Origin of the sequence: Belnapia arida, from assembly GCF_016773205.1 — a bacterium.
GTDB lineage: Bacteria > Pseudomonadota > Alphaproteobacteria > Acetobacterales > Acetobacteraceae > Belnapia > Belnapia arida.
The window spans coordinates 1-11,903 of record NZ_JAETWB010000072.1; the positions used below are offsets into that span (position 1 = coordinate 1).

13 protein-coding genes are annotated in these 11,903 nt (G+C 63.7%); 9 read left to right on the forward strand and 4 right to left on the reverse strand.

All coding sequences use genetic code 11. The features are described 5' to 3' along the window. Positions 1-711 precede the first annotated feature (711 nt). The 3 genes from JMJ56_RS31355 (at position 712) to JMJ56_RS31365 (ending at position 4,592) form a co-directional block, all read left to right on the forward strand. Positions 712-1,020, forward strand: coding sequence for a hypothetical protein (locus tag JMJ56_RS31355; protein WP_202835764.1), 309 nt, complete (start codon positions 712-714; stop codon positions 1,018-1,020). A gap of 1,003 nt (positions 1,021-2,023) precedes the next feature. Next, entirely contained in the window at positions 2,024-2,221 is a 198-nt protein-coding gene (locus JMJ56_RS35855; protein ID WP_407927983.1) for a type II toxin-antitoxin system ParD family antitoxin, read from the forward strand. 7 nt (positions 2,222-2,228) lie between these two features. Further along, positions 2,229-4,592, forward strand: coding sequence for a PAS domain S-box protein (locus JMJ56_RS31365; protein ID WP_202835767.1), 2,364 nt, complete (start codon positions 2,229-2,231; stop codon positions 4,590-4,592). On the opposite strand, the gene JMJ56_RS35860 is transcribed toward JMJ56_RS31365, so the two are convergent. From JMJ56_RS35860 to JMJ56_RS35870, 3 genes are all read right to left on the reverse strand, one after another. Continuing rightward, complete coding sequence (locus JMJ56_RS35860; protein WP_202835769.1) at positions 4,589-4,846, reverse strand: transposase; 258 nt, start codon at positions 4,844-4,846, stop codon at positions 4,589-4,591. The genes JMJ56_RS31365 and JMJ56_RS35860 overlap by 4 nt on opposite strands. Positions 4,847-5,000: 154 nt before the next feature. Further along, the gene (locus tag JMJ56_RS35865; protein ID WP_202835771.1) at positions 5,001-5,144 is read right to left on the reverse strand and encodes a hypothetical protein; all 144 of its coding nucleotides are present in this window, start codon (positions 5,142-5,144) and stop codon (positions 5,001-5,003) included. Between the two features lie 132 nt (positions 5,145-5,276). Beyond that, on the reverse strand, positions 5,277-5,456 hold the full coding sequence (locus JMJ56_RS35870) for a hypothetical protein (protein ID WP_202835772.1): 180 nt from the start codon (positions 5,454-5,456) through the stop codon (positions 5,277-5,279). A gap of 225 nt (positions 5,457-5,681) precedes the next feature. On the opposite strand from JMJ56_RS35870, the gene JMJ56_RS31385 reads away from it, so the two are divergent. Next, positions 5,682-6,401 carry a response regulator transcription factor gene (locus JMJ56_RS31385; protein WP_202835774.1) on the forward strand — a complete coding sequence of 240 codons (720 nt, stop codon included), beginning with the start codon at positions 5,682-5,684 and terminating at the stop codon, positions 6,399-6,401. A 3-nt stretch (positions 6,402-6,404) separates the two neighbouring features. Here the strand turns inward: JMJ56_RS31385 and JMJ56_RS31390 are convergent, their stop codons facing one another. Next, the gene (locus JMJ56_RS31390; protein ID WP_202835777.1) at positions 6,405-6,779 is read right to left on the reverse strand and encodes a response regulator; all 375 of its coding nucleotides are present in this window, start codon (positions 6,777-6,779) and stop codon (positions 6,405-6,407) included. Positions 6,780-7,264: 485 nt separating this feature from the next. On the opposite strand from JMJ56_RS31390, the gene JMJ56_RS31395 reads away from it, so the two are divergent. From JMJ56_RS31395 to JMJ56_RS31415, 5 genes are all read left to right on the forward strand, one after another. Next, positions 7,265-8,122: an FkbM family methyltransferase gene (locus tag JMJ56_RS31395; RefSeq protein WP_202835779.1), complete on the forward strand. Its 858-nt coding sequence runs from the start codon at positions 7,265-7,267 to the stop codon at positions 8,120-8,122. A gap of 220 nt (positions 8,123-8,342) precedes the next feature. After that, complete coding sequence (locus JMJ56_RS31400) at positions 8,343-9,053, forward strand: transposase (RefSeq protein ID WP_202835781.1); 711 nt, start codon at positions 8,343-8,345, stop codon at positions 9,051-9,053. A 235-nt stretch (positions 9,054-9,288) separates the two neighbouring features. After that, positions 9,289-10,128, forward strand: coding sequence for a DUF1206 domain-containing protein (locus JMJ56_RS31405; RefSeq protein WP_202835783.1), 840 nt, complete (start codon positions 9,289-9,291; stop codon positions 10,126-10,128). A 275-nt stretch (positions 10,129-10,403) separates the two neighbouring features. Next, entirely contained in the window at positions 10,404-10,625 is a 222-nt protein-coding gene (locus JMJ56_RS31410) for a hypothetical protein (protein WP_202835784.1), read from the forward strand. A gap of 89 nt (positions 10,626-10,714) precedes the next feature. Next, positions 10,715-11,698: a Bug family tripartite tricarboxylate transporter substrate binding protein gene (locus JMJ56_RS31415; RefSeq protein WP_202835786.1), complete on the forward strand. Its 984-nt coding sequence runs from the start codon at positions 10,715-10,717 to the stop codon at positions 11,696-11,698. The last annotated feature ends 205 nt before the right edge of the window (positions 11,699-11,903 follow it).

Sequence of the window (11,903 nt, forward strand, 5' to 3'; positions counted from 1 at the left end):
AACTGCCACCCCGGCCCGCCTGAGCCGTGGTCACCCGCAGCCCATCAGCAAATTCCACCACGTTGACGGACGTGACCGCACTACCGCTCGACCGGAACTGGACTTTCCCGCTTGCTATGGCCGCAAGGTCCATCGTTGAACCTTCATGGCGAGTGCCTGCTCGGAATGATGCCTAACGCGGTGCTGCTGCCAGCTCTCGCCGGTATACCGCTCATCTCAGCTTGGGAGGTTTGGCGCCATAAGTAGAGCCTGCTTCCCACGCAACACCGACATAGGTGGGCACCGAGCGTTAGGCCTGCCTGTTTGGCGCAGCACTTAGCGGCGAGTTGGAAGCTCGAGGCATCAGCATGCCCGAGGCGATTGGTAAGCCTCTCGGGATGCCGCCGGCCGAGGTGACTGCCCTGCCAAGCAGGGACCGTTGGCAAAAGGACGAAGTGACGCTGCTCGAGGTTGCGGCAGCCCGAATGGGCGCGCGGTGCCGAGGTCACCAAGGGACGGCGAGCCGGGTTAGTCAGTGCCGCTCCTAATGCGGAATGCTCGCAAACTTGCATGGCGAATGCGTCGTTGGAAAGCCACCACTTGTTGGTGACCTACGTGAAGGTCATCCGTCTCCACGACGGCCCTCTCCGTGCCCAGTTGATTGCGGCAGGGCCGGCTGACCTGCGGTAGGCGTGAGAGTGTTGCAGGTGATCTGGAGCTAAGGAGTTAGTCATGGCGACCGAAAAACTGTCCCGACAACAGCGCGAGCGCCTTGCAGATCCGGCGACCTGGACCGCCATGGAAGTCGCCTCGGGCGCGGGACGTGCCGGGTTCGACTACCAGCTGAAAGCCATATTTGCTGAAATGACCTCACTTCTTGCCGCACAGCAAGGCGATACCCTGCCTGCAACCGATGAGGTGCGCCTGATGGCGCTCAATGCGGAATTCTTCCGGCTATCGGCCGCGGAGGCGGATTTCGTGCAGGCTGCGCTGGCCAGTCGCCTTGACCCGCCGGATGGCAGTGAAATGGTGGACCCATAGCTGGACTGCCGCAGTCCTTCCTCACAATCGATCAGGCCCGTGGCAGCGCGTCGCGGATCGTCAGCAGCCTCATGAAGCCATCGGGCATGATAAGTGGCATCGGCAGCGGCGGTAACGGCTTGCAGGATCAACAGCCCTCTGCCGTCCTCAATCCTTCTGCGGCGGGTCAGAGGGCGCGATTGGCGGTAGCCCTGGAATATCAGGCCGCGGTGGCTGTCCAGGCATGTCTCCCGGCAGTTTGATAGGAGGGTCCAAAGGACGTTCAGGCATAGGATCGATCTGCGTCTCTGGTGCAGGTGGCATGAGGTCCTCCGTGTCCTGTTTGGCTCAAACGCTCAACGAAGCCTTGAGGTCACTCACATCGAGGCGCTGCGGCAGTGATAATCGGGGATCAGGCCGCTGGAGTTTTCAGTCGTCCTCATGGGAAGAATCAGGACGACTTGCCTATAACGGCAGTTATGCACAGCTTTCTTCCACAAACAGCATACAATCAATTGTGTATGAGAGAAATCGCGCTCAAGTTGTGCCGCGGCACATAGTCGGGGGGCTAAGTGCTGCATCAGAGACCGGCAGCGCGGATCAATCGGGGGATCGATCTGCGCTGCTGTTCTGACCCTACAGCGGGCTTGCGCTAGCAGCAGCCAACATTCCCGACCTAAGGCTTCTGCCCGACTTTCAAATGCCATCTGCGAAGTCGCAGATCTCGTCTCAGCAAGGTCGACGCACCTGCCGGTGTTCGCGTGTATGGCCGATCGAGTACGCCCGCCTGGTGTGAAACGAAAGCGGTCTACGCTTGCCTGAGGCAGTGTGACTGATCACCAAACCCGGCACCACCCGGATCTGGACCCGTGTAACCCAGGCTCAGTCATCAGACGGCTGCCTCAGCTAAAGCTTCTTCGGTACGGGCTTGCGTGGTCGCGCTTATGGCCTGCGATTTCGCGCTAAAATCTCCCAATCTTGCATCAAAGATTGACACTAAAGCGCGTCCTGGTTGTATGACCAGATGCCTCTTCGGACAGCCAGGAACGCTTCGCTCACGCCTATGATGGAGGCATTCACCAACAGCCGGGTGGCCTCGGGCTGTTTCCGCAGCGCCAGCGAAGCGGTCCGCGCCGCCCTCCGACTATTGGAGGAAGACGAGCGCAAGCGGAAGGATTCTAGACCGTCGACCCGGACTGAGGCGCGCCGCCTTGCGCGATGACGCGGAGATGCCTTCCGGAACCGATTTCCTGGCCGGGGGTGGCGTCATGGGCGTGCGCGTCCGCGCCCATGATTGGGCCGCCACCCCGCTTGGCCCGATTGAGTCCTGGCCCCAGTCGCTGCGAACCGCGGTCGGTATGATACTGGCCTCGCGCTTCCCGGCCTGCATCGTCTGGGGACCGGCGCTGGTCTCGATCTACAACGACGCGTTCCGGCCCATCCTCGGCACCAAGCCCGAGGCGCTCGGCCAGCCGTTCAACGAGGTCTGGAGCGAGGTCTGGGAGGAGATCGGACCCATCGCCGAGCGTGCCTTCGCCGGTGAGGCCACCTTCGTCGAGAACCTTCCCCTTACGGTGGAGCGCAACGGCTACCCAGAGGAAGCCGCCTTCACCTTCTGCTACAGCCCGGTCCGCGACGAGGCTGGGCGCGTCGCGGGCTTCCTCGACACCGTCATCGAGACCACCAGTACGGTACTCAACAAACGCCGGCAGGCCTTCCTTCTCCACCTGGAGAAGCGGCTGCGCGGGCTGGCCGATGCGCGCGAAACCACCCTTGCGGCGGCCGAGGCGCTCGGCCGCCACCTCGAAGCGGCGCGCGCTGGTTATGGCGAGATCGATGCGACAGGCGAGACCGTCGTGGTCGAGCGTGACTGGACCGACGGCACCATGGCCAGCCTGACCGGCGAAGTTCGCCTGATGGACGCCTTGGGGCCCGCAGTGGCTGCGGAACTTCACGCCGGCCGCACCCTGGTCGTGGAGGACTGCCTGGCCGATCCAAGAGCAACCGGCGGCGCATCTTTCACTACCTGGGCGAGGAGCGGCGCGCGCTCGCTCGTCGTAGTGCCACTCCTTGAAGCCGGGCGCCTGAGGGCAATCCTCTACCTCCACGTGCCGAAGCCGCGGCGCTGGGGCACAGCGGAGGTAGATCTCGCCAAGGATACCGCCCAGCGCACCTGGGCCGCCGTCGAGCGGGCGCGGGCGGAGGCGGCGCTGCGTGAGAGCGAGGAGCGGTTCCGGCTCATGGCCGACGCCGTGCCGCTGATTGTCTGGATTACCGACACCGAGGGGCGCAACGAGTTCTACAACGAGCAGTGGTTCACCTACACGGGCGCGCCGCCTGGGCCGACCACCGCGGCCGAGACGGCTGCTAGCTACATCCACCCCGATGACGCGGGGCCCACGATGCAGCGGTTCGAGGAAGCGCGGCGGACTGGCGACATGTTCCTTGTCGAGCACCGCATCCGCTCAAAGGCCGGCGAATGGCGCTGGTTTCTGGTCCGGGGCGAACCTCAGCGCGACGCGCGCACCGGCAAGATCCTGCGGTGGTTCGGCGCTTCTATGGACATCCATGATCGCAAAAGAGCTGAAGAAGCCAACGCTCGCCTCGCCGCGATTGTCACCTCGACCTCGGACGCGGTCATCGCCTTCGCCGCCGAAGACGGCCGCATCCTCGCCTGGAACAGAGGGGCAGAGGAATTGTTCGGCTACATCGAGGCCGAGGCGCTCGGCAGACCGGTCGGCCTGCTGGTCCCGCCGGACCTTCCCGAGGATGACCCGACCGGAGTGTTCCGCCGCGCCATGGCGGGGTTGCGTGTCCACGAGCATGAGACCACGCGCATGGCGAAGTCGGGCGAGCGGATCCCGGTCGCAGTTACCGCGTCGCGGATGCTCGCGCCTGACGGACGCGCTATCGGTGTCGCAGGGATCTTCCGCGATCTGCGCCAACGCAAGGTGGCCGAGGCGCGCCAGGCGCTGCTGTCGCGTGAGGTGGATCATCGGGCCAAGAACGTATTGGCCGTGGTGCAGGCGGCGCTACGCCTGACACGCGCGCCCGACCTGCCGAGCTACGTGCGGGCGATCACCGGCCGCGTGGCAGCGTTGGCTCGGGCGCAGATGTTGCTGGCCGACGAGCGATGGACCGGGGTCGATCTGCGAACGTTGCTCATGGCCGAGATGGATCCGTTCCTCTCCGATGACGGGATGAGCGAGCCGCGCGCAACCTTGGCCGGCCCCACTGTGGCGCTGCCCGCCGGCGCGGCGCAGCCTCTGGCGATGGCGGTGCATGAGCTGGCGACGAACGCAACCAAGCATGGTGCCCTTTCGGCACCAGGAGGCCGCATCGCGGTGGCCTGGTCGCTCGATGGCGGCTGCACCGGGACGCTGCGGCTGCACTGGGCCGAGGCAGGCGGGCCGCCGGTCATGGGTTCCCCAGCCCGGCGCGGCTTCGGCACCCGCGTGTTGGACACCGTCGTGCGAGGGCAGCTCGGCGGAGAGATCTTGCTTGTGTGGAACACGAGCGGGCTGGTCTGCAACATCGAGCTGCCGTTGGCACGCATGGCTGGAGTCTCAGCTGGCGACCTTGTCGCCGATTAGGCCGGATCCCGGCACTGGAACCGTTGCCTTGCTCTGTGCGGGTCTCGTCGCACGTGTGAATGCCCCCTGCGGGTCAAGGCGAAGCTGCAACAGATCCAGCCCAGGCGCTCCTTGCCGCCGCTCGAGTGCGGCTTCGGGGTCAGGCCCAGCGAGGCTGCGAAGTGCCGCACCGGGGCGAAGTCTTGCGGATTGGATACCACCGCAGCCAGGGCTGTCGCGCCGATGCCTCGATGCCGGGGATGCTGGCCAGCCATCGAGCCGTCTCGTCCTCGCGCGCATGGCGGACCATGTGGCTGTCGAGCCGCTCAATGCATCCATCCAAGACCCCAATCTGCGCCCCCAGCTCGCCTGGCGCCTCGCGTGCCCGATCAGGCAGCCGGACATCGTCAGTTCGGCGAGCTTGCGCTCCTACGCAACTACGATGCCGTACTCGGCAAGATGTGCGCGCAATGCGTTGACGGCCTGAGTGCGCTGGCACACCAGCATGTCACGGACCTTGAGTTCCATCAGGCTCGCCTGCTGCGCCCTGGTCTTGACCAGCACAAAGCGCATGGTCGGCGCGTCACCGCCTCGCAGATCGCCTCGGCGTCTGCCGCATCGGTTTTGCCGCGCTTGACGTAAGGCTCTACCTAAGCCGGCGGCACTGAGCCAGACCTAGTGATTGAGACGCGTGAGCTTGCGCACTCAATGATGCACTGCGCTGCAAGCCTCAATGCCGATCAGCGCAGGCTGCAGTGCCGCGAAGAACTCCAGCAGCGCTGACCGGCGCAGCTTGCGCCGCAGCCCCCTATCTGCTGCATCGATGCCATGCGCTTGGAAGGTCCTTTTGGCCAGGTCGAGGCCGACCGTCGTCACCTTCTCCATGGATGCCTTTGCGCTGAAGGGGGCCAGGCTTCTTGGAAGGAGGCCGCTGGAGAGTGGTAGCCTAGCAGGGAGAAAAGACCGGAGGTGATCTCCAGAAGTCGCCTCAGCATCAACGACATTTTTGAGACAAGCCTCGCATTTGAGTGACTTGTGCGGCGTGATATCAACCTGTAGACGATATTCCGGGCCCGAGGTGAGGCCCAGTTTCATCCCCAGGAGCCCCCGATGTCCGCCCTTCGTCAGATCCTCATCATCGAGGATGATGCCGCGCTGCGTGCCACCCTTGCCGAGCAGATCCTGTCCGGTGGCGAGTTCAGCGCCGATGAGGCGGAGAGCGCAGCCGAGGCAGAGGCCAAGCTGGCCAGTGCAGGCGCCCGCTACGATGCCATCCTGCTGGATGTCGGGCTGCCGGATGCGGATGGTCGGGAGTTCTGCGCCAAGCTGCGCCGCGACGGGCGTCGGATGCCGGTCATCATGGTCACCGGCGCCGATGCTGAGCAGGACGTGATCCGCGGCCTCGACTCTGGCGCCAACGACTACCTGGCGAAACCCTATCGGCTGCCGGAGCTGCTGGCACGGGTGCGGGCCCAGCTGCGGGTGTTCGACAACTCCGAGGATGCCACCTTCCTGATCGGCCCCTATGTCTTCCGTCCCAGCCTGCGACTGCTGCAGGAGACGGCCCGCAACCGCAAGATCCGGCTGACGGACAAGGAATGCGCGATCCTGAAGTTCCTCTACCGCGCCGGTGGCAAGGCGGTGGCGCGGCAGACCCTGCTGAACGAGGTTTGGAACTACAGCAGCGCCGTCTCGACCCACACGCTGGAGACGCATGTCTACCGGCTGCGCCAGAAGCTCGAGGCCGATCCTAGCCAGCCAAGCCTGCTGCTGACCGCGCAGGGCGGCTACAAGCTGGATGCCACCGTGTTCGAGGTTGCCGGCCGCTGATGGTTATGCCCTGGGCGGCATGGCGCTGTTCAGGGCCGAAACCGTGGCCGCCAGGGCCAGGGGATCGAAAGGTTTGTAGAAGACCTTCTCCCATGGGGAGAAGGCATGGTCAGCCAGCATCTCTCGGCTACCTGTTTCATAGATGACCCGCAGGTCTGGCCGCCTTTGACGAGCCTTGGTGGCCAAGGCCAAGCCACTGTCGCCGGCGCCCAGATCAAGGTCGGTAACCAGAACGTCGATGTGCTGCGGGGAGTTGTCGAGGATTGCCAAGGCGTCCTCCGCATTGCCGACCTCCAAGAAATCGATTCCGGCATCCTCAAAGAAATCGGCGAGGGTGAGACGTACCATGGCATCGTCTTCAACCAGCAGCACCGCCATCGTCGTGGTTCCTCGGCTCTTGGAGTTTGTCTACCTCGGAGTGAACTGTGCTCCCGCTTTAGAGATGCGTGAGATCACGTGACTGGGATCTAACAGTAGAGTTACTCGCATAAGTTGTAGGAATATTTTCTTTCTCTATAGGGTTGCAGAGATTGCCTTGAGCGCCGGCGCTGCGCTGGTTGAATGGGCAACTTTCCGCTGCCATTACATTTCTCAGAAAGCCGTCAGCGACACCGCGGTCGGCTATTTTTGGTCATGCCGGCTATGCGCCTTGTCCAGCGGACGCGCCAAGGCCGAGCCGCAGCGCAGGAGCTCCGTCCGGATGGCTCGAATATCACGGTCAAATGCGACCAGCTTTGAATCCAGCCACATCAATCTGATAGCCCTTGGGAGAGCGTCGGCCCTCTCTGTTTGATGACCCAGATAATCACTGTAAAGTCCTGGATTGGTAGGGTTGCACCCCATTGCTTTCAGGACCCACGCCCATGAAACAACTTGCAGCCAGCTATGTTACAGAGTTAGTTCGAAAGCGCCACGGCAACCGCCTGGCGGAACTTGGCGCAAGAATGTCCCAGTGGTTCCTGAACTCCTACTGGAATGAGCGGCATTACGATTTAAAAACCAACGGCGAGCTTCTCGCCCTCAACATCCTGGCCGAGACTTACGGGCGCGGCCAAGAGGTTGTGGCCTTCGATGTCGGCGCTAATCTCGGTCTTTACGCCGAAGCGATCCTGCAGGTGATGCCCAAGGCGAAGATCCACTGCTTCGAACTCGTGCCCTCCATTCAAGAGCAACTCAAAGACCGTTGGCGCGGCCATCCAGCGGTAACGGTGAATGGCTTCGGGTTGTCGGACAGAGAAGTCGAGCTGGATGTGACTTTCTATCCCGACTCGCAGACTGAGGGACGCATTCACGCCATGCGTCGGGCCATGCGTACGGAAATGGTGACCGGCCGTGTCTGCCGCGGCGATGACTACTTGGCCCGCCATGGCATCGACCGACTGGACTTTTTGAAGATCGACACCGAAGGGCATGAGCTCTTCGTCTTGAAGGGTTTTGAACGAACGCTGGCCGAGGGACGAGTGACCGCCATACAGTTCGAGTACGGCACCACTTGGTTGCCAGCGCGGACCCTATTGAGCGACGCTTACAACCTGCTGTCGCCGCTCGGCTATAAGATCGGCCGTCTGTTCCCAGACGGCGTACGCTTCAAGGCGTACGACTTTCCCCAAGACGAGCATTTCCGGATGGGAAACTACATCGCGGTGGCAAGCGAACGGGAGGATTTGATCCAGCGGCTCGCGCCGCCTCGAAATCTTCACCGACTTTCAAGCGAACGCTAACAAATTTGCGGATTAGGCGTGCCTTTCGCCATGTCACCTTCAAACCTGGATGGAAGACCCGTCCAAGTTCAGCCATGACCTGCAGCACTAAATTTTGAAACCAAACATCTCTGATGTCTGTCTTTTCCACGGTCATAACCGAGTTCGTTGATCAGGACTTATCAACGGCGTCGGGACGCCCTGACGCAGCCAACCCCAGCCTCAGCGGAGCCGCTCTACAATGGCGCCTTGGGACGTTCTCCCGGGTTTCCGGGGACACGACCATGCCAGGACGATTCCGGACGACGCTCAATGGGTGTCGCTGGTGCTGGTGCTGGTGCTGCAGCAGATCCCGCTGGCGTGGAAGCGTGATGAGGTGGCGCTTCGCCACTTTGTCGAGGCGGCGCTCGGGATCTGCCGGGCGGGCGCGCCGTGGCGTGACCTGCCTAAGGGGTTAGGCTGCTGGTCCAGCGTCTCTCATTGCTGGCGGCGCTGGTGCCTGCATCCTCAACCTGCACATCACAAAGTTCAGCCACAGAGCCTAGGTCATTACACTCTGGCCTTCGTCCATTCGCTCATCGACGATGCGGCCGTCGCGGTCGCTGCCTCCGACCACTCGCAACGCCTCAGTCCCTTCGACCCCTTGCTGTTCGGGATACTCGGCTCCCGCGCGATGGCGCTGCTCCGTCTGGGCTGGTCTGAAGACGTGGCCGAGGTGGCCGTGAAGGCGGCTGTTCGCCCGAACGTTCACGCCATATCCTGGCGATCGCTGCCGTCTCTCGCGCGTTCGTCAGGCGCGACGAGGAAGCGCGTGCCTACGTCGCCGCAATCCGGAAGGCACTGCCGGGCTACAGTGCGGACAATCTCGTCGCTGCCATGCAGCCGATCCCTGAGGGCGAGAAGCTGTTCCGCGACGGTGGCAAACGCATCGGCTTTGGGTGAGGCCGCCTAGCCGTGGCCCAACTATGCCTGCCCCGAGATGGGCAGGTGACCCGCTGCCAACGAAAGGGCGGATCCGGATGTCCGCTTCCGGGTGACCGGCTGAACCGCCACGACGGCCGCTAAGCCGTCAGACCAGTGAAGCGGCGGCGTAAGGCCGCTTCGCTCGACCAAAGCTCGTGATCATTCGGAACCGAACTGGAGCACTCCCGTTTCGGCTTCGCACATTTACAGATGGATCAGGATCGATGTTGAGCGCCCGTCGCAGCCGCCTGGAGCTGCTTGCTCGCCTCGGATATGCAGCCCGGGGGGTTGTGAACCTTCTGATCGGTCTTCTGGCCCTGCTCGCGACCTTCGGGCGGGGCGGTGGGGCAACGGGGTCGAAAGGCGCGCTGCAGACGCTTCTTCTTCAACCCATGGGCAGTCTCCTTCTCGCGGTTGTGGGACTTGGGTTGTTCGGCTTTGCCCTCTGGCGCGTCTTCCAGTCGCTCTTGGACGCCGATGGGCTCGGCCGTACTCCGCGTGCCATAATCGTCCGCCTCGGGCAGATGGTCTCCGCCTTCGCCTATACTGGACTTGGCGTGTCCGCGATCAGCCTCCTTTTCGGCCTGGCAGCCAGTGGCGGCGAGGAGCAGTCGGCACGCGACTGGACGCGATGGTTGCTCGCACAACCCTTCGGCCGTTGGCTCGTCGGCGCCGTTGGCCTGGCGATCGTGGGCGCAGGTCTTGGCATGGCATACAAGGCATGGTCCGCCTCCTTCGCACGGCACCTCGCCTGCAACGGAATCACGGCGACCTGGGTGATGCCCCTTGGCCGGCTGGGCTATGCAGCCCGCAGCATCGTGTTTCTTGTCATTGGCGGTTTCCTCATGCTCGCAGCATACCATACCAACCCTAGCGCGACGCATGGCCTTGGTGGCGCACTGCTAGCCTTGCAGGAGCAGCCATTCGGCCGGCTGCTCTTCGGACTGGTGGCTTTCGGCCTCGCGGCTTTTGGGACCTTCGAATTCGCCGAAGCGCGGTACCGACGCATCGACATGTCCGACGGGCGCAGCGTACTCGACGCGGCGAGGGCCCGCATGGCGTGACGCGTCGCCGAAGCGAGGAGGCAAGCAGCAGTTGCCTCGCCGGCGACCAGCCCTGGCACCGAGACTTCCCTTCGCCCCCAAGGCCTGGGGTGACCGGCGGCGCCTCATCTCATTTGCTTTCAACCTTACCGGCATCGACGTAATCCCGGACTGGATCCCTTCGAGGTCCCACCCGACACGCAGTGGCTGCACGGATGCGAGTGGAACAACGGGATGTCCCGCCCGCAAAAATCTGGCCGCGATTTGCCGACAAGGGCGTGAGGAAGTACCCACAGATGGGCGACATTTCCCGCGGCTCGGCGGCAACGATCCACCGCGGCCTGGCACATTCTTCGCCGATCGCCCGCCCGGTACTGGTACTCGGTGTCGACGATTGCCGCCCTGGGTGGCATCCTGGTCTGGTCGGCTATGCCCATACCCAGAGCGGCGCCAGCGATGGGCATGACCGGCAGGGCCAAATCGAAATCACTGGCCTCGACTCCTCGGTTCGTCGATGACAGAGCCCTACTTGGGGATGGTCAGGAAGGTGCTTGGTCCGCACCATGTCATAGCAGAGCCAACGTCCCCGGGAGAGGAAGAGTCCCCAATGCTCCGCCGTCATGCGCTCACACTCGGTGCCGCGGTCGCGGCCGGTCCCCTGGCTGCACAGGCGCAGCAGGACGGGGCCGAAGCCTGGCCCAGCCGCCCCGTCACCATCCTCGTTCCCTTTGTCGCAGGCGGCCCGTCGGACATCGTCGCCCGCGTCATCGGCCAGTTCAGTGGCCAGTCGCTTAGCCAGCCGGTCGTGGTCGAAAACCGGGCCGGTGCGAACGGCGAGGTCGCGTCACGTCTGCTGGCCCGGGCGCAGCCAGACGGGCACACCCTGCTCGTGGGCTCGATCGGCGTCTTCGCCATTAACGCCGTGCTGCGCCCGAACCTCGGCTACGACCCGCTGGCCTTCACCCCCATCACGCTGGCGGTCACCACGCCGAATGTGCTGGTGGTGAACCCGGACAAGGTGCCCGCGACTGACTTGCGCGGCGTCATCGACTGGCTGCGGCGCAATCGTGGCCGTACCAGCTACTCAACCAGCGGCGTCGGGTCCTCGGACCAAATGACCATGGAGCTTTTCAAGCAGCTCACAGAGACCGAACCGACTCACGTCCCTTATGCAGGCGGAGCGGCGGCAGCCACTGACCTGATTGCCGGCAACGTGGAGCTAAGCTTCCAGAACCTCGGCACGGTGGCGGGCCACATCCAGGGCGGACGGCTGCGCCCGATTGTGGTCACCAGCGCCGAACGCCACCCGGTGCTGCCCAATGTGCCAACCGCCAGCGAAGCGGGATTGAAGGACTTTGTGGTCACTTCCTGGCAGGCCCTCATGGCTCCTCCCGGCATGCCTGCGCCGCTGGTCAGGCGCTTGCACACCGTTGCAACCGAAGCACTGCGCCATCCCGAAGGACGGCAGCGGCTCGAACAGATCGGCTTCACGGTGGAGGCAGGCTCGCCCGAGGCGTACGCCGCCTTCCAACGCGAGGAGGTGGAGCGCTGGCGCGGCGTAGTGCGGACGGCGGGCATCAAGGCGGAATGATCGGCCGTGTGTATGCTGCAACTTCTTGAGCCGACATTGATGCAGGCGGCTTGGGCTCACACTCGACGGCACGGATTGGCCGGTATGACCCACTAGGGCCAACAAGCGACAAGGCTTGGGCAGAGACGCTAGCAGGCTGCTGAAAAGCCTGCCTGCTGCGTGGGAGTAGGCCATTTATTGGCCTGGTTGGGCGTCTGACGCGGCG

Bases quoted from the DNA above. Each gene is read 5' to 3' on its own strand.
- JMJ56_RS31355 (WP_202835764.1), top strand. From the start codon at position 712: ATGGCGACCGAAAAACTGTCCCGACAACAGCGCGAGCGCCTTGCAGAT.
- JMJ56_RS35855 (WP_407927983.1), top strand. From the start codon at position 2,024: ATGCCTCTTCGGACAGCCAGGAACGCTTCGCTCACGCCTATGATGGAG.
- JMJ56_RS31365 (WP_202835767.1), top strand. From the start codon at position 2,229: ATGCCTTCCGGAACCGATTTCCTGGCCGGGGGTGGCGTCATGGGCGTG.
- JMJ56_RS35860 (WP_202835769.1), bottom strand. From the start codon at position 4,846: ATGGCTGGCCAGCATCCCCGGCATCGAGGCATCGGCGCGACAGCCCTG.
- JMJ56_RS35865 (WP_202835771.1), bottom strand. From the start codon at position 5,144: ATGCGCTTTGTGCTGGTCAAGACCAGGGCGCAGCAGGCGAGCCTGATG.
- JMJ56_RS35870 (WP_202835772.1), bottom strand. From the start codon at position 5,456: ATGGAGAAGGTGACGACGGTCGGCCTCGACCTGGCCAAAAGGACCTTC.
- JMJ56_RS31385 (WP_202835774.1), top strand. From the start codon at position 5,682: ATGTCCGCCCTTCGTCAGATCCTCATCATCGAGGATGATGCCGCGCTG.
- JMJ56_RS31390 (WP_202835777.1), bottom strand. From the start codon at position 6,779: ATGGCGGTGCTGCTGGTTGAAGACGATGCCATGGTACGTCTCACCCTC.
- JMJ56_RS31395 (WP_202835779.1), top strand. From the start codon at position 7,265: ATGAAACAACTTGCAGCCAGCTATGTTACAGAGTTAGTTCGAAAGCGC.
- JMJ56_RS31400 (WP_202835781.1), top strand. From the start codon at position 8,343: ATGGCGCCTTGGGACGTTCTCCCGGGTTTCCGGGGACACGACCATGCC.
- JMJ56_RS31405 (WP_202835783.1), top strand. From the start codon at position 9,289: ATGTTGAGCGCCCGTCGCAGCCGCCTGGAGCTGCTTGCTCGCCTCGGA.
- JMJ56_RS31410 (WP_202835784.1), top strand. From the start codon at position 10,404: ATGGGCGACATTTCCCGCGGCTCGGCGGCAACGATCCACCGCGGCCTG.
- JMJ56_RS31415 (WP_202835786.1), top strand. From the start codon at position 10,715: ATGCTCCGCCGTCATGCGCTCACACTCGGTGCCGCGGTCGCGGCCGGT.